Source organism: Pseudomonas sp. MAFF 730105, from assembly GCF_055380705.1.
Genome location: NZ_AP018438.1, coordinates 4718813 through 4739778, shown reverse-complemented (window position 1 = coordinate 4739778; position 20966 = coordinate 4718813). Strand labels below are relative to the sequence as shown.

The window sequence follows — 20966 nt, the reverse complement described above, 5'->3', positions numbered from 1 at the left end:
TGGTAACAAAAGTGGCCAGGGCTGGCGCGTTCCTGTGCGTTGCGGCTAGAGTCGGCAGGCCTTTTGTTCACTCAACCGATAAACATCAGAAAATGGAGTGTCTTGTGGAAATTGCCTGTCTCGACCTGGAAGGTGTGCTGGTTCCGGAAATCTGGATCGCCTTTGCCGAAAAAACCGGGATTGAATCCCTCAGGGCAACCACTCGGGACATTCCCGACTACGACGTGCTGATGAAGCAGCGGTTACGCATCCTCGACGAACATGGGCTCAAACTCGCCGACATCCAGGAAGTCATTGCCACGCTCAAGCCGCTGGACGGCGCCATCGAGTTCGTCGACTGGCTGCGCGAGCGCTTCCAGGTGGTGATTCTTTCCGACACGTTCTACGAATTTTCCCAACCCCTGATGCGCCAGTTGGGTTTCCCGACCTTGCTCTGCCATCGCCTGATCACGGATGAAGGGGGACGGGTGACGGGCTATCAACTGCGTCAGAAGGATCCCAAGAGGCAGTCGGTCCTGGCCTTCAAGAGCCTGTATTACCGGGTAATTGCCGCGGGTGATTCCTACAACGACACCAGCATGCTCGGCGAAGCCGACGCCGGCATCCTGTTCCATGCGCCGGACAATGTGATCCGGGAATTCCCGCAATTCCCGGCGGTACACAGCTTTGCCGAGTTGAAACAGGAATTCCTCAAGGCCTCGAACCGCCACCTGAGCCTGTAACCCCATACGCTGTTGATCGATCGTTCCCACGCTCCGCGTGGGAATGCATCCAGTGACGCTCTGCGTCACAAGCGGACGCTGAGCGTCCAGGGGCGGCATTCCCACGCAGAGCGTGGGAACGATCAAACAGGACTGTATTGAGGCTCAGAGGCTCTGCAAGGTATCGAGCAGCACTTTGACCTTGGTGATCGATTCCTGATATTCCGCCTGCCAGTCCGAGTCCGCGACAATCCCGCCGCCACCCCAGCAACACACCTGCCCATCCTTGACCAGCAGGCTGCGGATGGCGATGGAGCTGTCCATTTCCCCGCGCACGTCCAGGTACAGCAACGAGCCGCAATACAGCCCGCGTCGGGTCGGTTCGAGTTCGTCGATGATCTGCATGGCGCGGATCTTCGGGGCGCCGGTGATGGAGCCGCCGGGGAAGCTGCCGGCGATCAGGTCCAGGGCGTCTTTACCGTCGGCCAATTCGCCGGTCACGCTGCTGACCAGGTGATGCACGTTCGGGTAGCTTTCCAGGCTGAACAGTTCCGGCACGCGCACCGAGCCGGTCCGGCAGGTGCGGCCCAGGTCGTTGCGCAGCAGGTCGACGATCATCAGATTTTCCGCCCGGTCCTTGGGGCTCGCCAGTAGCTCGGCGGCATTGGCCGCGTCTTCGGCGGGCGATGTGCTACGGGGCCGGGTGCCCTTGATCGGGCGGGTTTCCACATGGGCATCGCTGACTCTGACGAAGCGCTCGGGCGACAGGCTCAGCACCGCGCCGCCGTCGGGCAGACTCTGGAAGCCGGAAAACGGCGTCGGGCACGCCGCGCGCAGGGCCTGGTAGGCTGACCAGGCATCCCCCCGGCAGGGCGCCCGAAAGCGTTGGGCAAAGTTGACCTGGTAACAATCGCCGGCCTGGATATAACCGTGGATGCGCTCGATTGCCTGCCGATATTCATCGGCGCTGAGGTCGGGAGCCATCGGACTTTCAAGTCTGAAGCCGGCCTCTGGCGCCGGGGCCGGCTGGCTGAACAGCGCGATCAGGCGCTGGCGTTCGCTGTCGCGGCAGTGCGGATGGAACACCAGTTGGCTGGTGCCGGCCTGGTGGTCGCTGACCAGTGCCCAGTCGTACACGCCGAAACGGGCATCGGGCAGTTGCAGGTCGTCTATGGCATGAGAGGGCAGGGCTTCGAGGTGCCGGCCAAAGTCATAACTCAGGTAGCCGATCAGGCCGCCAGCGAAAGGCAATTGCAGCGTGCCCGGTAATACAGCGTGCCCCAGTTGCGTCAGTTGAGCGCGCAAACGTTGCAGGAAATCGGCGCCGCTCTCTTCCGGCAGCACCGCCAGTTGTTCCAGCGGCCAGGCACTGAGCAAATCATAGTGCCCACGTTCCGCAGTGGGCCGGCCGCTGTCGAGCAGCACGCTTCCCGGGGCATGACGAATCGCCGCGAAATACTCGGCGGGGTTGGCGCGGTAGGGTAATGGGTGTACGGAACAGGTCGGCATGGGCGGGGTGGGTCGGCCATTCAGGCGGGGTGGCGATTGTAATCCCTGTGTAGGATTTGCTCCTAGAGGGATGTCGGAGATGAGCAAGTCCAGCGACTGGCATAGGTGTTGTGAACGACATTGTGGCGAGGGGATTTATCCCCGTTGGGTCGCGAAGCGGCCCCAGTCAGTCAATTCAATCTGTCTGATACACCGAGGTGTCGGGATTTAGGGCTGCTGCGCAACCCAGCGGGGATAAATCCCCTCGCCACAGGTTTTCTATTAAGTCGGTTAAGTGCTCAGCCTTCAACCGGCGGAATATGCCCGAACAACTCCTGGGCAAACGCCACCCGCTCCTCGACGGTCTCAACCACCCCCGTGCCTTGAGCTCTTCCAGGCGTGCTTCCACGGCGTGGGTGCGCAAGGTCAGGCCGCAGTCGTTGGCGATCTGGATGTTCAGTCCCGGCCGGGCGTTCAGTTCCAGGATCAGCGGGCCTTTTTCCTGGTCCAGCACCATGTCCACGCCGATGTAGCCCAGCCCGCACAGCTCATAGCAGCCGGCGGCCAGCTTCATGAAACCGTCCCAGTAGGGCAGTTGTACACCGTCCACCGCATTGGTGGTGTCGGGGTGTTTGGCGATGATGTTGTTCAGCCAGGTGCCACGCAGTGTCAGGCCGGTGGCAAGGTCCACGCCCACACCGATGGCGCCTTGGTGCAGGTTGGCCTTGCCCCCGGACTGGCGGGTCGGCAGGCGCAGCATGGCCATCACCGGATAGCCCATCAACACGATGATGCGGATGTCCGGTACGCCTTCGTAGCTGATGCTCTTGAAGATCTGGTCCGGCACTACGCGGTATTCGATCAGCGCCCGGTCGCGGTGCCCACCGAGGGAATACAAGCCGGTGAGAATGCTGGAAATATGGTGTTCGAGTTCCTCATGACTCAGGATCTTGCCGGAGACCGTGCGGTAGCGCCCCTCGAAGCGGTCGGCAATCACGATGATGCCGTCACCGCCGGCGCCCTGGGCCGGCTTGATTACGAAGTCGGTATGCCCACCAATGATCCCGTCGAGTTTGTCGATTTCCTTCTCGGTGGAGATGATCCCGTACAGTTCCGGCACGTGGATGCCGGCGGCGACGGCCCGTTCCTTGGTGATGATCTTGTCATCGACGATGGGGTACAGGCTGCGCTTGTTGTACTTGAGCACGTAGTCGGCATTGCGCCGGTTGATGCCCATGATGCCCCGGGCTTCCAGGGCTTTCCAGGTCTTCCAGAAACCGAACATTACGAGTCAGCCTTGAGGAAGGCCTTGAACCGCACCAGCTCGGTCAGGCGGTAGCCGCGATAACGACCCATGGCCAGCATGAAGCCCACCAGGATCAGCAGGATCGCCGGGAAGGTGAAGACGAAGTACACCAGCTCCGGCACGCTCATGATCAGGTGCGCCAGGGACGCGGCAAACAGGGTGCCGATGGCGACCTTCATGGCGTGACCGCCGCCGCGCTCTTCCCAGGTGATGGACAGGCGCTCGATGGTCATGGTCAGGATCACCATCGGGAACAGCGCCACCGACAGGCCACGCTCCAGGCCCAGCTTATGGCTGAACAGGCTGATGGCGGCGATCAGCACCACCACGAACGTCAGCACCACCGAAAGCCTTGGCAGCATCTGCAACTTGAGATGTTCCAGGTAGGAACGCAGTGACAGGCCCAGGGCCGTGATCACCGTGAACAGGACGATCCCGAAGCCCAGCTGGGTTTCGCGGAAAGCCAGGGCAATCAGCACCGGGGTAAAGGTCCCCAGGGTCTGCAGGCCGATCAGGTTGCGCAGAACCAGGATCACCAGCACGCCGATGGGGATCATCACCATGATCATGAACGTCTGCTGGGTTTGCAGGGGCAGGCCGTAGAGCGAATATTCGAGGAAATTCGCGTCGGTGTTCTCGTCCGTCAGCTTGGCCAGGCGAATGGCGTTCATTTCGCTGTTGTTCATGCTGAAGGTGACGGTGGCTTTCTTGCCGCCATCGACGGTGATCAGGTTTTCATCGCCGGTCCACCACAGCAGGCGGTCGGTGGGCAGGCCCTGTTCGCCGGTATCCGGGTTGAAATACAGCCAGTCGTTGCCGTTGAAGCTGCGCAGCCACAGTTCCGGCGTTTGTGGCTGATCGGCCACCAGGCGAATGGTGTGGACTTTTTCCACCGGTACGTGGGCGATGGACAGCACCAGCTCCACGATTCTCGCTTTGTTGCTCGACGTCGGGTCGCCGGCCAGCAGCAGTTTGACGTTGTCGTCGTTGAGGTTGTTGACCCGCTTGATGGCTTCGCTGATGAAGGTCTCGACATCGGCCGAATGCTGGCGGATCGGCGCGAGCAGGGCCTCGGCGGCGATCTTCTCCGGGCCTTCGATGGCGATGCTGTCACGGAAGGTCGGTCCCTTGACCTTGGTTTTTTCGGCGCTGTAGCGCTTGGTCAGCACCAGGCGGTAATAGAGGGTCTGGTTACCCTTGGCCCGGCGGGCCGACCAGGTGACCTTGCGGTTGCCGTCGATCCGGTTCACCGCTACGCCGTAATTGTTGGAAATGAAACTCTCGTTGAGGCTGACGTAGTCGCGGCTCAACGGGGGCACGAACATCTGGATCTTCACCGGATCTTTCGCGTTGGGCACGAATTCGACCTTGGCATCGATGTTCCACAGGTCGTCCGTGGCGTCTTCGGTCACCGGGATGCCGAGCACGAAAATCTGATAGGCCGTCACCGACAGGCCCAGCACCACCAGGATGGCGATCAGCATTTTCAAATGGAGGGTAAGGGAGCGCATTGGAATTACTCTGCGGTAAGAGCGGCATTGGTGCAGGCGGGTTTGCCGGCAGCGTATTTGAGACTGGGGTCGACCAGTGCGTCGAAGCGCTTGAGCGCCTCGGAACCGATCAGCAACGGGTATTGGAAGGCGCTGCGGTCGGTCAGGTTCACTTCAATACTGCGCAGGGCCGAGCCCATGCAGATATCCAGTTCGATGACCGGCCGGGCCGTGTATTTCTTACCTTCTTCCGGGTCGTAGTCACCGGCGCGGCGTTTGATCTTGCTGACCCGGGCCAGCGGGCGTTCGATGGGGTGCGAATGGGCCGCGTCGATGGCGAGGTAAAAACGCACCCAGGATTCGCCGTTGCGTTTGAAGCGTTTGATGTCGCGGGCACTGAGGGAGGCGGTCTTGGCGCCGGTGTCCAGCTTGGCGGCCACCTCCAGGTCGATGCCCTGCAGCGCTGCGTATTCGTTGAGGCCGTACACGGTTTTTTCACCCGCCGCGGCGAGTCCCGGCAGGCACATGAAGCAGAGGGCAGCGGATAAGGGCTTGAATGTCATAGATCCTGGTGCACGGCGTTCCGTTTATCGGTTCAGGCCCTGGCATTACTGCACAAGCTCCTTCAGTAGCCTTCTCTCTATATAGAAGAACAGGAGAGTGGCCAACAGCGGCGGCATTCTAGCACGGTGGTTTTCTGACGCCACCGCTGGCCGGAGGCTACGAACCCTGTGAAAAGGTGGTGGTGGCGGACGGGCCTATTAGACGATTGTCGACAATATCGTTTTTTGTTTTGACGTATACGCTTTGATTGGGTAGTTTTTGTCGTATTGATTTTGAAGGTGTCGACAATATGCTCGATCAGCTCGAAACGCCGGTGCTGGCCCAAGACGACTCGGAAACCCTTTCCGAAAACGTCTTCCGGCGTATCCAGGCCGCCATCGTCAAAGGCGAGATCGCCCCCGGCAGCAAGATTTCCGAGCCCGAGCTGGCCCGTACCTACGGCATCAGCCGTGGACCGCTGCGCGAAGCGATCCATCGGCTGGAAGGTCAGCGCCTGCTGGTGCGGGTGCCTCATGTCGGCGCGCGTGTGGTTTCCCTGAGCCATGCCGAGCTGCTGGAGCTCTACGAAATCCGCGAGTCCCTGGAAGGCATGGCCTGCCGCCTCGCGGCCGAGCGCATGACCCTGGCGGAAATCGACGAACTGCGCCAGGTCCTGGAAACCCATGAGCGCGATGCGGCCTTCCAGGCCGGTGTCGGCTATTACCAACAGGAAGGCGATTTCGACTTTCATTACCGGATCATCCAGGGCAGCGGCAACCGCACGCTGACGCAAATGCTCTGCGGCGAGTTGTATCAACTGGTGCGCATGTACCGCATTCAGTTTTCCACCACGCCCAACCGGCCGCGCCAGGCCTTTGCCGAGCATCACCGGATTCTCGATGCCATCGCCGACCGTGACGGCGAATTGGCTGAGTTATTGATGCGCCGGCACATCGGCGCCTCCAAACGCAACATCGCGCGTCATTACCAGGACAGCGCCGCCACTGAACGAGGTGAGTCATGAGTTCCAGCAAGAGCACGCCAGGCCAGCGATTCCGCGATGCGGTCGCCTCCGAGCATCCGTTACAGGTGGTCGGCACGATCAACGCCAACCACGCGCTGCTGGCCAAACGCGCCGGTTTCAAGGCTATTTATCTGTCGGGCGGTGGCGTGGCAGCCGGTTCCCTCGGCGTGCCGGACCTGGGCATCACCGGCCTGGATGACGTGCTGACAGATGTGCGGCGGATCACCGACGTGTGCGACCTGCCGCTGCTGGTGGACGTGGACACCGGTTTCGGTTCGTCGGCGTTCAACGTGGCTCGCACCGTCAAGTCGATGAGCAAGTTCGGCGCGGCGGCGATCCACATCGAAGACCAGGTCGGTGCCAAGCGCTGCGGCCATCGGCCGAACAAGGAAATCGTCTCGCAGCAGGAAATGGTCGACCGCATCAAGGCTGCCGTTGATGCCCGTACCGACGACAGCTTCGTGATCATGGCTCGCACCGATGCCTTGGCAGTGGAGGGCCTGGAGTCCGCGCTGGACCGTGCGGCCGCCTGCATCGAGGCCGGTGCTGACATGATCTTTCCCGAAGCAATTACCGAACTCGAGATGTACAAGTTGTTCGCCAGCCGCGTGAAGGCGCCGATCCTGGCCAACATCACCGAGTTTGGCGCGACGCCGCTCTACACCACCGAACAGCTGGCCGGTGCCGACGTGTCCCTGGTGCTGTACCCACTGTCGGCATTCCGCGCCATGAACAAGGCCGCCGAGAACGTCTACACCGCGATCCGTCGCGACGGCACGCAACAGAATGTCATCGACACCATGCAGACCCGCATGGAGCTTTACGATCGCATCGACTACCACACCTTCGAGCAGAAGCTCGATGCGTTGTTCGCTGCGAAAAAATAACGGGCCGATTCCCTACAAATTCAAGAACTGGAGACAGCAAATGGCCGAAGCAAAAGTACTCAGTGGCGCCGGGCTCCGTGGCCAGGTAGCCGGGCAAACCGCCTTGTCCACCGTTGGCCAGTCCGGTGCGGGCCTGACCTATCGTGGCTACGACGTTCGCGACCTGGCGGCTGATGCGCAATTCGAAGAAGTGGCCTACCTGTTGCTGTACGGCGAACTGCCAACCCAGGCGCAACTGGATGGCTATGTCCGCAAACTGCGTCAATTGCGCGACCTGCCCCAGGCCCTGAAGGAAGTGCTGGAACGCATTCCCGCCGACGCCCATCCGATGGACGTGATGCGCACCGGTTGCTCGTTCCTCGGCAACCTGGAACCCGAGACAAGTTTTGCCGAACAGCACGACAAGACCGACCGCCTGCTGGGCGCGTTCCCGGCGATCATGTGCTACTGGTATCGCTTCAGCCACCAGGGCCAGCGCATCGAATGCGTGACCGACGAAGCGTCCATCGGCGGCCATTTCCTGCATCTGTTGCACGGCAAAAAACCGAGCGAGCTGCACGTCAAAGTGATGAACGTGTCGCTGATCCTCTACGCCGAGCACGAATTCAATGCTTCGACCTTCACTGCCCGGGTCTGCGCCTCGACCCTGTCGGACCTGTTTTCCTGCATCACGGCGGCGATTGGCTCGCTGCGGGGGCCGTTGCATGGCGGTGCCAACGAAGCGGCCATGGAAATGATCGAACGCTTCGACTCGCCGGAGGCGGCGGTCAAGGGCACCCTGGCGATGCTGGAGCGCAAGGACAAGATCATGGGCTTCGGCCATGCGATCTATAAGGACAACGATCCGCGCAACGAGGTGATCAAGGGCTGGTCGAAAAAACTCGCCGATGAAGTGGGCGACACCGTGCTGTTCCCGGTTTCCGAAGCCATCGACAAGACCATGTGGGAACAGAAGAAGCTGTTCCCCAACGCCGATTTCTACCATGCCTCGGCGTACCACTTCATGGGCATCCCGACCAAGCTGTTCACGCCGATCTTTGTCTGCTCGCGCCTGACCGGCTGGGCCGCCCACGTGTTCGAACAACGCGCCAACAACCGCATCATCCGCCCGAGCGCCGAATACACCGGCGTTGAACAGCGCAAGTTCGTGCCAATCGAACAACGCTGAGCTGGAGGGGTTTAACCGCAGGTACTGGAGAAACCCAGAACCCTGTGGGAGCGAGCCTGCTCGCGATAGCGTCGGGTCAGCAACCTCATGGTTGGCTGACACACCACAATCGCGAGCAGGCTCGCTCCCACAGAAGAACAGGTTCACTTCAATGCTGCGCCAGCCCCTTCTGAACCCACCGTGACCCGAGTCCTGACGATGAACACAGAATTTCGCAAACCGCTGTCCGGCACTTCGCTGGATTACTTCGATGTTCGCGGGGCCGTGGATGCCATCCGTCCCGGCGCCTACGACGGCCTGCCGTACACTTCGCGCGTGCTGGCGGAAAACCTGGTGCGTCGCTGCGACCCGGCCACCCTGGGCGAGTCGCTGCTGCAACTGATCGAGCGCAAGCGCGACCTGGACTTCCCATGGTTCCCGGCCCGGGTGGTCTGCCATGACATTCTCGGCCAGACCGCCCTGGTGGACTTGGCCGGCCTGCGCGACGCCATCGCCCAGCAGGGCGGCGACCCGGCCCAGGTCAACCCGGTGGTGCCGACCCAACTGATCGTCGATCACTCCCTGGCAGTGGAAAGCGCCGGCTTCGACCCTCAGGCATTTGCCAAGAACCGGGCGATTGAAGACCGTCGCAACGAAGACCGCTTCCACTTCATCAACTGGACCAAAAAGGCCTTCAAGAATGTCGACGTGATTCCGCCGGGCAACGGGATCATGCACCAGATCAACCTGGAAAAAATGTCCCCGGTGATCCAGCAACGGGACGGCGTCGCCTTCCCCGACACCTGCGTGGGCACCGACAGCCATACGCCCCATGTCGACGCCTTGGGCGTGATCGCCATCGGCGTCGGTGGGCTGGAAGCCGAGAGCGTCATGCTCGGTCGCGCGTCGTGGATGCGCCTGCCGGAAATCGTCGGCGTCGAGCTGACCGGCAAGTTGCAACCGGGCATCACGGCCACCGACATGGTGCTGGCGTTGACCGAGTTCCTGCGCAAGCAGAAGGTCGTTGGCGCCTGGCTGGAGTTTTTCGGTGAAGGCGCGCAGGCGCTGACCCTGGGCGACCGCGCAACCATCTCCAACATGGCCCCGGAATATGGCGCCACGGCGGCGATGTTCTACATCGACCAGCAGACCATCGACTACCTCAAGCTCACCGGCCGTGAAGACGCGCAGGTGCAATTGGTGGAAACCTACGCCCGGCAGGTGGGCCTGTGGGCCGACAGCCTCAAGGGCGCACAGTACGAGCGAGGTCTGACCTTCGACCTGTCCTCGGTGGTGCGCAACATGGCCGGGCCGAGCAACCCCCACGCCCGCGTCGCGACTGCCGATCTGGCGGCCAACGGCATTGCCGGACAATGGACCGAAGTGCCGGGGCAGATGCCCGACGGCGCGGTGATCATCGCCGCCATCACCAGTTGCACCAACACCAGCAACCCGCGCAACGTCATTGCCGCTGGCCTCTTGGCACGCAATGCCAATCGCCTGGGACTGGCTCGCAAACCGTGGGTCAAATCGTCCCTGGCACCGGGTTCGAAAACCGTGGCGCTGTACCTGGATGAAGCGGGTCTGACCAAGGAGCTGGAGCAATTGGGCTTCGGCGTGGTGGCCTTCGCCTGCACAACCTGCAACGGTATGTCCGGCGCGCTGGACCCAGTGATCCAGCAGGAAATCATCGACCGCGACCTGTATGCCACCGCCGTGCTGTCGGGTAACCGCAACTTCGATGGCCGTATCCATCCATACGCCAAACAGGCGTTCCTTGCTTCGCCGCCCTTGGTGGTGGCCTACGCCATCGCCGGGACCATCCGTTTCGACATCGAGAAGGATGTGCTGGGCGTGGTGGACGGTCGGGAAATCCGTCTCAAGGACATCTGGCCGAGTGACGAGGAAATCGAAGCAGTGGTCAAGGCTTCGGTGAAGCCGGAGCAGTTCCGCCAGGTGTACATCCCGATGTTCGCCATCCAGGAAGACACCGGGCCGAAAGTCACGCCGCTGTACGACTGGCGTCCGCAAAGCACCTACATCCGCCGTCCGCCCTATTGGGAAGGGGCGCTGGCTGGGGCGCGACCGCTCAAAGGCATGCGCCCGTTGGCGGTGCTGCCGGACAACATCACCACCGATCACCTGTCGCCGTCCAACGCAATCATGCTGGACAGCGCCGCCGGCGAATACCTGGCGAAGATGGGCTTGCCGGAAGAAGACTTCAACTCCTACGCCACGCACCGGGGCGACCATTTGACCGCCCAGCGCGCCACCTTCGCCAACCCGAAACTGTTCAACGAAATGGTCCAGGAAAACGGCAAGGTCAAGCAGGGTTCCCTGGCACGGGTCGAGCCCGAAGGCAAAGTCATGCGGATGTGGGAAGCCATCGAAACCTACATGGAACGCAAGCAGCCGCTGATCATCATCGCCGGTGCCGACTATGGCCAGGGTTCGTCCCGGGACTGGGCGGCCAAGGGCGTACGCCTGGCCGGTGTCGAGGCGATTGCCGCCGAAGGCTTCGAGCGTATCCATCGCACCAACCTGGTGGGCATGGGCGTGTTGCCGCTGGAGTTCAAGCCTGGCACCGATCGCAAGACCCTGGGCATCGATGGCAGCGAAATCTACGACGTGATTGGCGAGCGCACCCCACGCGCGACGCTGACCCTGGTCATCACTCGCAAGAACGGCGAGCGCGTTGAAGTGCCGGTGACCTGCCGTCTCGATACGGCTGAGGAGGTGTCGATTTATGAAGCGGGTGGCGTGTTGCAGCGCTTTGCCCAGGACTTCCTTGAATCGGCGGTTGCCGTTTAAATCTCACGATAAGGAGTAGGTGCTTCATGGCTCACGCACCACGCTTTTCACCACAGATCAGAATCCCCGCCACCTACATGCGCGGTGGCACCAGCAAGGGCGTGTTCTTCAATCTGACGGACCTGCCCGAAGCCGCCCGTGTCCCCGGCGCGGCACGCGATGCCTTGCTGTTGCGGGTCATTGGCAGTCCCGATCCGTACGAGAAACAGATCGACGGCATGGGCGGCGCCACGTCCAGCACCAGCAAGACGGTGATCCTGTCCAAGAGCAACCGGGCCGACCACGACGTCGATTACCTGTTCGGCCAGGTCTCCATCGACAAGCCGTTCGTGGACTGGAGTGGCAACTGCGGCAACCTGTCGGCGGCGGTGGGTTCGTTTGCCATCAGCAGTGGCTTGGTATCGTCCAGCCGCATTCCACAGAACGGTGTGGCGGTGGTGCGGATCTGGCAGGCCAACATCGGCAAGACCATCATTGCTCATGTGCCGATGACCGATGGCGCGGTGCAGGAAACCGGTGATTTCGAGCTCGACGGGGTCACTTTTCCGGCGGCAGAAGTGCAGTTGGAGTTCATGGACCCGGCAGCCGAGGAAGAAGGCGGGGGCGGTTCGATGTTTCCCACCGGCAATCTGGTGGACGACTTGGAAGTGCCCGGCGTCGGTACGCTCAAGGCAACCCTGATCAACGCTGGGATCCCGACGATTTTCATCAATGCCCGGGACGTCGGCTATACCGGCACTGAGCTGCAGGGCGCCATCAATGGCGACCCCAAGGCCCTGGCGATGTTCGAAACCATCCGCGCCCACGGTGCCCTGCGCATGGGGCTGATCAAGCAACTGGACGAAGCCGCCCAACGTCAGCACACGCCGAAGGTGGCGTTTGTCGCGCCGCCAGCGGACTACGTTTCGTCGAGTGGCAAAGCCGTAGCGGCGGGGGACGTCGACTTGCTGGTGCGGGCGCTGTCCATGGGCAAGCTCCACCACGCCATGATGGGCACCGCCGCAGTCGCCATCGGCACCGCCGCCGCTATTTCCGGCACCCTGGTGAACCTGGCCGCCGGCGGTACCGAGCGCAACGCCGTGCGCTTCGGTCACCCGTCCGGCACGTTGCGCGTCGGCGCCGAGGCCAGCCAGGTCAATGGCGAATGGACCGTAAACAAAGCCATCATGAGTCGCAGCGCGCGGGTGTTGATGGAAGGGGTCGTGCGGGTACCGGCAGACACGTTCTGATCCACCACAAAGGATCTGGGGGAGTCACCACTGAATCATTGTGGGAGCGAGCCTGCTCGCGATAGCGGTGTGTCAGCCAACAATGATGTTGCTGACCCGGCGCTATCGCGAGCAGGCTCGCTCCCACAGGGCTGTGGTTTGACTGATCGAGGCAGTTCAGCCCTGTTGGAACATCTCCCTGGCCCGTTGCTCGATCTGCTCCTGAGTCAGATCCTCCTTGTGTGTCGCCAGGAACCACACATGTCCGTAGGGATCCTTCAAGCTGCCGGAGCGATCACCATAGAACTGATCCTTGACCTCGGCGATCACCGTGCCACCGGCGGCAATCGCCTGGGCATACACGCGGTCCACGTCCTCGACATATAAGTGCAGGCCCACCGACGGCGATTGGTCCGGATTGCTCAGGGGGCCCTGATCGCACGGCGTGCCGAGCATGATCGGGCTGCCGCCGATCCGCAGTTCGGCATGACCGATGCCCCCGTCGGGCATTGCCAGGCGCATGACCTCGGTGGCATTGAAGGCTTTTTTGTAGAACTCGATGGCTTCGGCGGCTTTATGAATGCCCAAGTAGGGCGTAATGCTGTGGAAACCTTCGGGAATGGCTTTGACGCCCATGACGTTTCTCCTTTTTGTATCGGGCGAAGAGCGGCTTCGTCGATTTGCGCCCATTCACTATAGGCCAGTGATTTCGAGTCGCCCCTGGTCCCGACGAACGCCTTATGGTTCCTCCAGCAGATGCGCGCCCGGTCCACGCTCGCCCAGCACGTCGCCCTGGTTGCGCAGCGGGCAGGCCTCCATCGACAGGCAACCACAGCCGATACAGCCGTTCAGCCGGTCACGCAACGCGATCAATTGGTTGATGCGTTCATCCAGATCCTGGCTCCACTGTGCCGACAGGATCTGCCAGTCGGCGGCCGTTGGCGCGCGGTTGTCCGGCAGGGACTTCAACGCCTCGCCGATCTCCGCCAAGGGAATGCCCAGGCGCTGGGCAACCTTGATCAGTGCCACGCGTCGCAACACCCCTCGTGGATAGCGGCGTTGGTTGCCCTGGTTGCGGGTACTTTTGATCAGCCCCTTGGCTTCATAGAAGTGCAGGGCGGTGACGGCCACACCGCTGCGGGCGGCCACTTGGCCCACGGTGAGTTCTTTATGGATATCTATCTGTGCCATAGCGGATTCATTGCTTGACCTTGACTTAAGTAGAGGTTTTACGCTGCACGCCTTCGGATCGCAAGATTCACCTTACGTGTATCGAGGACCTTTCATGCAATTGCCAAGGAACAATCGCAGCTTCACCCAACTGATCGAATTCGACATCGAACCTCACTGGCAACAGGCGCTGATTACAGCCCTGTCGGAACAGACCGAGCGCCTGGCGCAGGATCATCAGGGCTTCCTGAGTGCCAGCATCCAGGTCAGCGAGGACGGCAGGCGTGTACTCAATTATTTGCAATGGCAGACCCGGGAAGCGGGGGAGGCGGCGTTTCGACGGTTTGAAAGCGGCGAGCAGGATTTCTGGCGGCTGATTCAGGCTCACCGGGCCAAAGCCGTGACGTTTGGCTCGTTCCAGGTGATCCGCAGCATTGAACGCAGCCCGGATAATGCGCTGCAGTGCCAGTTGGTCGATTGAGCGAATGAGGAATCCGGAGGGGCGATACCCACTATCAAGAGGGTTGATTTCTGCTGTGTGGGGCCGGCGGGTAGCCTTTATTCATCGCCCCAAAACACCGGACACTCGTCATGAATCGCATCCTTGCCGTTTCGCTGCTGTTAGTCGCCACCGTATTGAGCGGTTGCGCCGCCTCGACGCCTGAACTGCGCCCTTACACCGCCGAAGAAACCCGCGAACTGGCCCTTGAAGCCTTGAATCGCCGGGGCCTGTCGTTCGATGAGTACCACGCGAAAAAAGCCGAGCTGCTCGGTCCGTCGCAGAAAAACAGTGGTTTCGACGATCGTGGTGAGATGAGCGCCGAACAGCCGGTGCAGTTGTCTGCAAAGCCAAGCTGAGAGACTGTACCGCCGGAAGTTTTACCCAACTGTCCATGGGTTTGCGACGGGACCAAGAGTAGGGTCATCACCTGACCACACGACGGACTGACCGCCATGACCCTTTCGCTGGACCTGCTGCTGGGCTTCGCCCTGTTTGCCCTTGTTACCTCGATCACACCGGGCCCCAACAACACCATGTTGCTGGCTTCGGGGGTGAATTTCGGCTTCAACCGCACCATCCCTCATATGCTGGGCATCAGCTGTGGTTTCTTTGTCCTGGTGCTGGCGGTGGGCTTTGGCCTGGGCGCGATGTTCCAGGCGTATCCGCTGCTTTACACCGTGCTGCGCTACGTTGGCGCGGCGTACCTGTTGTACCTGGCGTGGAAAATTGCCCACTCCGGCCCGGTCTCGGAGAGCGAATCGGGGGAGCGCACGCCGATCAGCTACTGGGGCGCCGCGGCATTTCAATGGGTCAATCCCAAGGCCTGGATCATGGCCATCGGAGCCATCAGCACCTACACGCCGCTTCAAGGCTACTTCTTCAACGTGGTGGTGATCGCGGCCGTGTTCGCCCTGATCAACCTGCCCAGTGTCAGCTTGTGGGTGGTCTGCGGCAGCCTGTTGCGCAACCTGCTGCGTGACCGTCGTTGGCTGCGTCTGTTCAACTGGGCAATGGCGCTGTTGCTGGTGGCCTCGTTGTATCCGTTATTGCTCGAAAGCATGAGATGAGGGGCTGAGCTTCGACTGGATGCCTGCTAAGCTCGCTGTTCAGGAGCGTTCCTACGCACTTTTAAACGAAGTCTCACTTCTTTAAGGTTGATCGGGTAGTAACCTCGAACCCAACGAGAGCGCCCGATCCCGGAACAGGCTCTGCGAGTTTTCCATGAATAAACGTCCTTTATATTTCGATTACGCCGCCACTACGCCAGTGGATGAGCGGGTTATCCAGGTCATGGTCGAATGCCTGGGCTTCGACGGTAACTTCGGCAACCCGGCCTCCAGCTCCCATGCCTTCGGGCAGGAAGCCCGGCGCTCGGTGGAGCAGGCACGTCAGCAGGTGGCGCAATTGGTGGGGGCGCAGGCGCAGCAGATCGTCTGGACTTCCGGTGCCACCGAGTCCAACAACCTGGCGCTCAAGGGGGTGACCCAGGCGCGCGGGGCGTCCGGCGGTCATGTCATCACCAGCCTGATCGAACACAAGGCGATTCTCGACACCGTCCGGCAGCTCGAAGAGAGCGGCGTCGCGGTGACCTGGCTGGCTCCGGATGCCGATGGCCTGATCAGTCCGCAAGCTGTCCGCGAGGCACTGCGCGAGGACACCTTCCTGGTGTCGCTGATGCTGGTGAACAACGAGCTGGGTACCGTCAATGATGTAGTCGCCATCGGTGAGCTCGTCCGTGGGCATGGCGCGCTGTTCCATGTGGATGCCGCCCAGGGCGCCGGCAAGGTCAGGATTGACCTGGCCCACTGGCCGGTGGACCTGATGTCTTTTTCCGCGCACAAGATCTACGGCCCCAAAGGCATCGGCGCGCTCTACGTCGGTGAACGTGCCCGACCGCGTCTATCTGCGCAGATCCATGGGGGCGGGCATGAAGGCGGTTTTCGCTCTGGCACGCTGGCGACTCATCAGATTGCGGCCATGGGCGCAGCGTTCGAGTTGGCGGCCCAGTCGTTCGACGACGAGCTCGACAAAATCGTCCGCTTGCGCAATCGTTTGCTCGAGCCGCTGCTGGCGTTGCCCGGTGTGTGTATCAACGGCAGTACGACCCAGCGCATTCCCCACACGCTGAGCCTGACGTTCCATGAGGGTGAGTTCAACCCGGCGGCATTGGGGGCTTCCCTTGCATTTTCCGCCACATCGGCCTGCAATTCGGCGAACAACACGCCGTCCCATGTGCTGCTGGCCTTGGGGCACGATGCTCGCGCGGCAGGGCGGACCATTCGCCTGAGCCTGGGACGCTTCACCCGCGAACAGGATATCGACGAGGCCGTGCGGCTGATCAAGGCCGCCTGCGTCGCAGCACCGGCCTTCTGGACCAGTACCCCCTGAGTCGGTTGCTTGAGCCTCGAACAATAATATTGATAGACAGGAGACACGATGAGTACCGAGCCTTTGACCCATGGACTGGTTCCCCAGCGCCTGGCCCGAATCCGCCAACTGATGAGTCGGGAGGGTATCCACGCGCTGCTGGTGCCGTCGGCTGATCCGCATCTGTCGGAATACCTGCCGGGCTATTGGCAAGGACGGCAATGGTTGTCGGGCTTCCATGGCTCGATCGGTACCCTGATCGTGACGAAGGACTTCGCCGGGGTCTGGGCCGACAGTCGTTACTGGGAACAGGCGACCCAGGAGCTGAAGGGCAGCGGCATCGAACTGGTCAAGCTCATTCCCGGTCAACCCGGCCCCCTGGACTGGCTGGCCGAACAGACGCCCGAAGGCGGGGTGGTCGCGGTCGATGGCGCGGTAATGGCCGTGGCGTCGGCCCGAACCTTGGGCAGCAAGCTCGCGGAGCGAGGTGCGCGCTTGCGCACTGACATCGATCTGCTGAATGAAGCCTGGTCCGATCGTCCAAGCCTGCCTGATCAGCCGGTGTACGCACACCTTCCACCCCAGGCGACCGTCAGCCGGGTCGAAAAACTCGCCAAGCTGCGCGAAACCCTCAAGGCGCGTGGCGCCGACTGGCACTTCATCGCCACGCTGGACGACATCGCCTGGTTGTTCAACCTGCGTGGCGCGGATGTGTCGTTCAATCCCGTGTTTATTGCTTTTGCCTTGATCAGCCAGCAGCAGGCAACCTTGTTCGTGGCCCTGGACAAGGTCGATGGTGCACTGCGTGCGGTCCTCGAGCAGGACGGTGTAACCCTGCGTGATTACAGCGAAGCGGCGAGCGCATTACGTGAAGTGCCTGGCGGCGCGAGCCTGCAGGTCGATCCGGCCCGGGTCACCGTCGGCTTACTGGATAATCTGGACAGTGGCGTGAAGCTGGTGGAGGGGCTCAATCCCACGACGCTGGCCAAGTCCTGCAAGAGCCTGGCCGACGCCGAGCATATCCGTCGCGCGATGGAACAGGATGGTGCAGCGCTCTGTGAGTTCTTCGCCTGGTTGGAAAGTGCCTGGGGTCGTGAGCGCATCACCGAACTGACCATCGATGAACACCTGACCGCAGCTCGCAGACGCCGGCCGGATTTTGTCTCCCTGAGCTTCAACACCATTGCTGCTTTCAACGCCAATGGTGCAATGCCCCATTACCACGCTACGGAAGAAGCCCATGCGGTCATCGAGGGCGATGGGTTGTTGTTGATCGATTCCGGTGGCCAATACCTGGGCGGCACCACCGACATCACCCGCATGGTGCCGGTGGGAACGCCCAACGCCGAGCAGAAACGTGACTGCACGCGTGTCCTCAAGGGCGTCATTGCCTTGTCCAGGGCTCGGTTCCCGCGCGGCATTCTGTCGCCGCTGCTGGATGCCATCGCACGGGCGCCGATCTGGGCCGAACAGGTGGATTACGGACATGGTACCGGTCACGGAGTCGGCTATTTCCTGAACGTCCACGAGGGACCACAGGTCATCGCCTATCAGGCGGCTCCCACGCCGCAGACTGCCATGCAGCCAGGGATGATCACCTCCATCGAGCCGGGGACTTATCGTCCCGGACGCTGGGGTGTGCGCATCGAGAACCTGGCCTTGAACCGTGAGGCGGGGAGCAGCGAGTTCGGTGAATTTCTTGAGTTTGAAACCCTGACTTTGTGTCCGATTGACACGCGCTGCCTGGAACCGTCGCTGTTGAGCCTGGATGAAAAGGCCTGGCTCAATGCCTATCATGCCGAGGTTCAGCGTCGCTTGAGCCCGTTGCTGGAAGGCAGTGCGTTGCAATGGCTGCACACGCGAACGATGGCTATCTGACGCCGGGATCAGCCGAGGGCTTCACGGACGAAGTCCAGCCGATCCTGGCCAAAGAACAACTCGTCGCCGACGAACATGCTGGGGGCACCGAACACGCCCCGGGCAATGGCTTCTTCGGTGGTGGCTTTCAGGGCTTCCTTGATGTGCTCGTCAGTTGTCAGTGCCAGCACGTGGCCGGGGTCGAAACCGCCTTCTTCCAGTACCGCTGCTGCCGTCTGCGGATGGCTGAGATCACGGGCGTCGACCCATAAGGCGCGGAACAGACAATCGATGAACGCTATGAAACGTTCAGGATGACGCAGTTGCATGCCGGTTATGGCGCGCATCAACGACAGGGTATTGATTGGAAAGTGCGGATTGAGCTTGAACGCCACGCCGTAGCGTTTGGCGAAGCGATCCAGGTCCTTGGCCATATGCGCGCCTTTGGCCGGTACGGTAATCGGCGATGCATTGCCCGTCGCCTTGAAGACACCCCCCAGTAACATGGGTCGGTAGACCAGTTCGCTGCAGGTGTGTGCGCAAAGCTGCGGGAGTTGGGTGTAGGCCAGGTAGGTCGCCGGGCTGCCAAGGTCAAAGAAAAACTCCACCGATTTGCTCATGGTCACAGCTCTCTTGTTGTTATGGGGAGGGGCTTACCAGCGTTCGCTCCAGGGGCGCAGATCCAGCTCGAAGGTCCAGGCGTCGCGTGGCTGGGTATGCAAGTACCAATAGTTTTCGGCGATGTGTTCGGGATCGAGGATGCCGTCTTCATCCCTGGTCGCATATTTCTCTGGAAAGTTATCGCGGATGAAGTCGGTGTCGATGGCGCCGTCCACCACTACATGCGCCACGTGGATATTCAGGGGGCCCAGCTCTCGGGCCATGCTCTGGGCCAGCGCACGGATGCCATGTTTGGCTCCCGCGAATGCGGCGAACCCCGAGGCGCCGCGTAAACCCGCCGTGGCGCCGGTAAACAGAAGGGTCCCGCGCTGGCGCTTGACCATGCGTTTAGCCACTTCCCGGGCGTTGAGGAAACCGGAGAAACAGGCCATCTCCCAGATCTTGAAGTATTTACGGGCGGTCTCTTCGAGAATGCTGCACGGCACGTTGGCGCCGATGTTGAAGACAAAGGCCTCGATGGGGCCTATCTGGCTCTCGATTTGCTCGATGAGCGCGATCACGTCGTCTTCCTTGCGCGCATCACAGGCAAAGCCGTGGGCTTCGCCGCCTTGGGCGCGTATCGCCTCCACCAGCGGAGCGAGTTTGTCGGCGCTACGGCGGGTTACGCACGCTACAAAACCTTCCTGCGCGAAACGTTTGGCAATCGCACCTCCCGTGGCATCCCCCGCGCCAACAACCAATACGATCTTCTTGTTATCCATGGTTCGCCTCATTGGTAAACGATCGTTAGCTGAACGAACGTTATGCTACGCTCCGTTGTACGTCAAGTTGAGCGATCAGGGGCAGGATTCATGCGTTACTCAGCCAATCACAAAATGGAAACCCGGGAAAAACTGCTCGCCAGCAGTGCCGTTTCCGCCAAGAAATCCGGGTTTTCGACGGTAGGCGTCGATGGTTTGATGAAGGCGATTGGGTTGAGCGGAGGAGCGTTCTATAGTCATTTTTCCTCCAAGGACGAGCTGTTCAAGGCCATCGTTGAGCGGGAGTTGACCCAAAGCCTGGAGCGCCTGAGCGGTGATCATGTCTTGGACTTGGCCAGGTTGGAGCATTGTCTCAAGCAGTACTTGAGCATGAGTCACGTCGAACAACCTGAGGCCGGTTGCGCGTTGCCGGTGCTTGGCGCTGAAATCGCACGCTCGGATGTGCAGGTGCGGGAGGCTGCACAAACGTGGATCTGTCGTTTGCATGAGAGCTGGGCGCGAATACTGGAAAGCGACAGCCTGGCCTGGGCCATCCTGTCGCAATGCGTTGGGGCGCTGGTTGTTGCGCGCATGCTGGTCGCCCCAGAGATCCAGCGTACTGTCCTCCAGTCCAGCCAGGAGGAGATAAGCCGTCGAATGGCCGGGCAGCGGGTTGGTTGAAGGCCGTTCGCTACTTGCAGATGACGATCATGCTGCGGCTGGTGTAGCCGGCGGGGTTGAGTCCGAAAGGATAATCCCCAGGTTCCTCGACCGCGTCCCCCGATTTGGCGATGACCTTGTAGCTCTTGGGGGCGCATGAATTGGCTGCACTGGCGGCGCACTGGTCCCAGGACGACGTCAGGCCGGAACAATTGATGTGCAGAGCTTTCTTGCCGCGTTTGACTTCAGTTTTCGTCGTCGCCGCGCAGCCCGCAACCGCGAGTACGGCGATCAATATCAAGATTCGTTTCATTCCCGTCCTTAACGCCGTCGTGAATCTCTGTTCACGTATGACTACATTCGCTTGCGCTTGAAGCGTTCATGACGTCCTGTATGAAAATTCCATGTTTGACATTGGGTTACGGACCTAAACATGGCCTAAAT

Annotated in this window: 20 protein-coding genes and 1 pseudogene; 12 read left to right on the top strand and 9 right to left on the bottom strand. The window is 61.2% G+C overall.

The genetic code is table 11. The features are described 5' to 3' along the window. The first annotated feature begins 104 nt into the window (after positions 1 to 104). The gene (gene thrH, locus PCOSP_RS20440; protein WP_139649501.1) at positions 105 to 722 is read left to right on the top strand and encodes a bifunctional phosphoserine phosphatase/homoserine phosphotransferase ThrH; all 618 of its coding nucleotides are present in this window, start codon (positions 105 to 107) and stop codon (positions 720 to 722) included. A gap of 144 nt (positions 723 to 866) precedes the next feature. Here the strand turns inward: thrH and pabB are convergent, their stop codons facing one another. The 4 genes and pseudogenes from pabB to rloA form a co-directional block, all read right to left on the bottom strand. Continuing rightward, positions 867 to 2210: an aminodeoxychorismate synthase component I gene (pabB, locus tag PCOSP_RS20435; RefSeq protein ID WP_464709420.1), complete on the bottom strand. Its 1344-nt coding sequence runs from the start codon at positions 2208 to 2210 to the stop codon at positions 867 to 869. Between the two features lie 278 nt (positions 2211 to 2488). Then, positions 2489 to 3474, bottom strand: a pseudogene (locus PCOSP_RS20430) (alpha-L-glutamate ligase-like protein). Then, positions 3474 to 5006, bottom strand: a complete 1533-nt coding sequence (gene rloB / locus PCOSP_RS20425; RefSeq protein WP_139649507.1) for an osmotic stress tolerance membrane protein RloB — start codon at positions 5004 to 5006, stop codon at positions 3474 to 3476. The pseudogene PCOSP_RS20430 and the gene rloB overlap by 1 nt, the downstream one beginning before the upstream one ends. 5 nt (positions 5007 to 5011) lie before the next feature. Beyond that, positions 5012 to 5548 carry a retropepsin-like aspartic peptidase RloA gene (gene rloA, locus PCOSP_RS20420; RefSeq protein ID WP_139649509.1) on the bottom strand — a complete coding sequence of 179 codons (537 nt, stop codon included), beginning with the start codon at positions 5546 to 5548 and terminating at the stop codon, positions 5012 to 5014. A gap of 290 nt (positions 5549 to 5838) precedes the next feature. Between rloA and PCOSP_RS20415 the strand changes: the two genes are divergently transcribed. The 5 genes from PCOSP_RS20415 to prpF all read left to right on the top strand — a co-directional run bounded on the left by PCOSP_RS20415 (position 5839) and on the right by prpF (position 12626). Beyond that, positions 5839 to 6552 (top strand): GntR family transcriptional regulator, encoded by a 714-nt coding sequence (locus PCOSP_RS20415; protein WP_175363555.1) that lies wholly within the window; start codon positions 5839 to 5841, stop codon positions 6550 to 6552. Further along, positions 6549 to 7439 (top strand): methylisocitrate lyase, encoded by an 891-nt coding sequence (prpB, locus tag PCOSP_RS20410; RefSeq protein WP_055127049.1) that lies wholly within the window; start codon positions 6549 to 6551, stop codon positions 7437 to 7439. The genes PCOSP_RS20415 and prpB overlap by 4 nt, the downstream gene beginning before the upstream one ends. Before the next feature lie 40 nt (positions 7440 to 7479). Next, the gene (gene prpC / locus PCOSP_RS20405) at positions 7480 to 8607 is read left to right on the top strand and encodes a bifunctional 2-methylcitrate synthase/citrate synthase (RefSeq protein ID WP_139649515.1); all 1128 of its coding nucleotides are present in this window, start codon (positions 7480 to 7482) and stop codon (positions 8605 to 8607) included. Between the two features lie 198 nt (positions 8608 to 8805). After that, complete coding sequence (gene acnD / locus PCOSP_RS20400) at positions 8806 to 11397, top strand: Fe/S-dependent 2-methylisocitrate dehydratase AcnD (protein WP_139649517.1); 2592 nt, start codon at positions 8806 to 8808, stop codon at positions 11395 to 11397. A 26-nt stretch (positions 11398 to 11423) separates the two neighbouring features. After that, the gene (gene prpF / locus PCOSP_RS20395) at positions 11424 to 12626 is read left to right on the top strand and encodes a 2-methylaconitate cis-trans isomerase PrpF (RefSeq protein ID WP_175386341.1); all 1203 of its coding nucleotides are present in this window, start codon (positions 11424 to 11426) and stop codon (positions 12624 to 12626) included. Positions 12627 to 12782: 156 nt separating this feature from the next. On the opposite strand, the gene PCOSP_RS20390 is transcribed toward prpF, so the two are convergent. Then, positions 12783 to 13241 (bottom strand): VOC family protein, encoded by a 459-nt coding sequence (locus PCOSP_RS20390; protein ID WP_041021362.1) that lies wholly within the window; start codon positions 13239 to 13241, stop codon positions 12783 to 12785. A gap of 102 nt (positions 13242 to 13343) precedes the next feature. After that, a complete protein-coding gene (gene soxR, locus PCOSP_RS20385) occupies positions 13344 to 13796 on the bottom strand; it encodes a redox-sensitive transcriptional activator SoxR (protein ID WP_139649521.1) in 453 nt (150 codons plus the stop codon). 94 nt (positions 13797 to 13890) lie between these two features. Between soxR and PCOSP_RS20380 the strand changes: the two genes are divergently transcribed. From PCOSP_RS20380 to PCOSP_RS20360, 5 genes are all read left to right on the top strand, one after another. Then, positions 13891 to 14256 carry an antibiotic biosynthesis monooxygenase gene (locus PCOSP_RS20380; RefSeq protein ID WP_139649523.1) on the top strand — a complete coding sequence of 122 codons (366 nt, stop codon included), beginning with the start codon at positions 13891 to 13893 and terminating at the stop codon, positions 14254 to 14256. Positions 14257 to 14366: 110 nt separating this feature from the next. Next, positions 14367 to 14633 carry a hypothetical protein gene (locus PCOSP_RS20375; protein WP_139649525.1) on the top strand — a complete coding sequence of 89 codons (267 nt, stop codon included), beginning with the start codon at positions 14367 to 14369 and terminating at the stop codon, positions 14631 to 14633. 96 nt (positions 14634 to 14729) lie between these two features. Next, positions 14730 to 15344, top strand: a complete 615-nt coding sequence (locus PCOSP_RS20370) for a LysE family translocator (protein ID WP_139649527.1) — start codon at positions 14730 to 14732, stop codon at positions 15342 to 15344. 154 nt (positions 15345 to 15498) lie between these two features. Further along, positions 15499 to 16665 carry a cysteine desulfurase family protein gene (locus tag PCOSP_RS20365; RefSeq protein WP_464709418.1) on the top strand — a complete coding sequence of 389 codons (1167 nt, stop codon included), beginning with the start codon at positions 15499 to 15501 and terminating at the stop codon, positions 16663 to 16665. A gap of 48 nt (positions 16666 to 16713) precedes the next feature. Next, complete coding sequence (locus tag PCOSP_RS20360) at positions 16714 to 18522, top strand: aminopeptidase P family protein (protein WP_464709417.1); 1809 nt, start codon at positions 16714 to 16716, stop codon at positions 18520 to 18522. A gap of 8 nt (positions 18523 to 18530) precedes the next feature. Here the strand turns inward: PCOSP_RS20360 and PCOSP_RS20355 are convergent, their stop codons facing one another. Together PCOSP_RS20355 and PCOSP_RS20350 are read right to left on the bottom strand one after the other, a co-directional pair. After that, entirely contained in the window at positions 18531 to 19121 is a 591-nt protein-coding gene (locus tag PCOSP_RS20355; RefSeq protein WP_139649533.1) for a 2-hydroxychromene-2-carboxylate isomerase, read from the bottom strand. Between the two features lie 33 nt (positions 19122 to 19154). Continuing rightward, positions 19155 to 19883: an SDR family oxidoreductase gene (locus PCOSP_RS20350; protein ID WP_139649535.1), complete on the bottom strand. Its 729-nt coding sequence runs from the start codon at positions 19881 to 19883 to the stop codon at positions 19155 to 19157. A 90-nt stretch (positions 19884 to 19973) separates the two neighbouring features. On the opposite strand from PCOSP_RS20350, the gene PCOSP_RS20345 reads away from it, so the two are divergent. After that, positions 19974 to 20543: a TetR/AcrR family transcriptional regulator gene (locus tag PCOSP_RS20345; RefSeq protein WP_139649537.1), complete on the top strand. Its 570-nt coding sequence runs from the start codon at positions 19974 to 19976 to the stop codon at positions 20541 to 20543. A 10-nt stretch (positions 20544 to 20553) separates the two neighbouring features. Here PCOSP_RS20345 and PCOSP_RS20340 read toward each other — a convergent pair whose 3' ends face one another. Then, complete coding sequence (locus PCOSP_RS20340) at positions 20554 to 20835, bottom strand: hypothetical protein (protein ID WP_041021352.1); 282 nt, start codon at positions 20833 to 20835, stop codon at positions 20554 to 20556. Positions 20836 to 20966 lie beyond the last annotated feature (131 nt).

Bases quoted from the DNA above. Each gene is read 5' to 3' on its own strand.
- pabB (WP_464709420.1), bottom strand. From the start codon at position 2,210: ATGCCGACCTGTTCCGTACACCCATTACCCTACCGCGCCAACCCCGCC.
- rloB (WP_139649507.1), bottom strand. From the start codon at position 5,006: ATGCGCTCCCTTACCCTCCATTTGAAAATGCTGATCGCCATCCTGGTG.
- rloA (WP_139649509.1), bottom strand. From the start codon at position 5,548: ATGACATTCAAGCCCTTATCCGCTGCCCTCTGCTTCATGTGCCTGCCG.
- PCOSP_RS20415 (WP_175363555.1), top strand. From the start codon at position 5,839: ATGCTCGATCAGCTCGAAACGCCGGTGCTGGCCCAAGACGACTCGGAA.
- prpB (WP_055127049.1), top strand. From the start codon at position 6,549: ATGAGTTCCAGCAAGAGCACGCCAGGCCAGCGATTCCGCGATGCGGTC.
- prpC (WP_139649515.1), top strand. From the start codon at position 7,480: ATGGCCGAAGCAAAAGTACTCAGTGGCGCCGGGCTCCGTGGCCAGGTA.
- acnD (WP_139649517.1), top strand. From the start codon at position 8,806: ATGAACACAGAATTTCGCAAACCGCTGTCCGGCACTTCGCTGGATTAC.
- prpF (WP_175386341.1), top strand. From the start codon at position 11,424: ATGGCTCACGCACCACGCTTTTCACCACAGATCAGAATCCCCGCCACC.
- PCOSP_RS20390 (WP_041021362.1), bottom strand. From the start codon at position 13,241: ATGGGCGTCAAAGCCATTCCCGAAGGTTTCCACAGCATTACGCCCTAC.
- soxR (WP_139649521.1), bottom strand. From the start codon at position 13,796: ATGGCACAGATAGATATCCATAAAGAACTCACCGTGGGCCAAGTGGCC.
- PCOSP_RS20380 (WP_139649523.1), top strand. From the start codon at position 13,891: ATGCAATTGCCAAGGAACAATCGCAGCTTCACCCAACTGATCGAATTC.
- PCOSP_RS20375 (WP_139649525.1), top strand. From the start codon at position 14,367: ATGAATCGCATCCTTGCCGTTTCGCTGCTGTTAGTCGCCACCGTATTG.
- PCOSP_RS20370 (WP_139649527.1), top strand. From the start codon at position 14,730: ATGACCCTTTCGCTGGACCTGCTGCTGGGCTTCGCCCTGTTTGCCCTT.
- PCOSP_RS20365 (WP_464709418.1), top strand. From the start codon at position 15,499: ATGAATAAACGTCCTTTATATTTCGATTACGCCGCCACTACGCCAGTG.
- PCOSP_RS20360 (WP_464709417.1), top strand. From the start codon at position 16,714: ATGAGTACCGAGCCTTTGACCCATGGACTGGTTCCCCAGCGCCTGGCC.
- PCOSP_RS20355 (WP_139649533.1), bottom strand. From the start codon at position 19,121: ATGAGCAAATCGGTGGAGTTTTTCTTTGACCTTGGCAGCCCGGCGACC.
- PCOSP_RS20350 (WP_139649535.1), bottom strand. From the start codon at position 19,883: ATGGATAACAAGAAGATCGTATTGGTTGTTGGCGCGGGGGATGCCACG.
- PCOSP_RS20345 (WP_139649537.1), top strand. From the start codon at position 19,974: ATGCGTTACTCAGCCAATCACAAAATGGAAACCCGGGAAAAACTGCTC.
- PCOSP_RS20340 (WP_041021352.1), bottom strand. From the start codon at position 20,835: ATGAAACGAATCTTGATATTGATCGCCGTACTCGCGGTTGCGGGCTGC.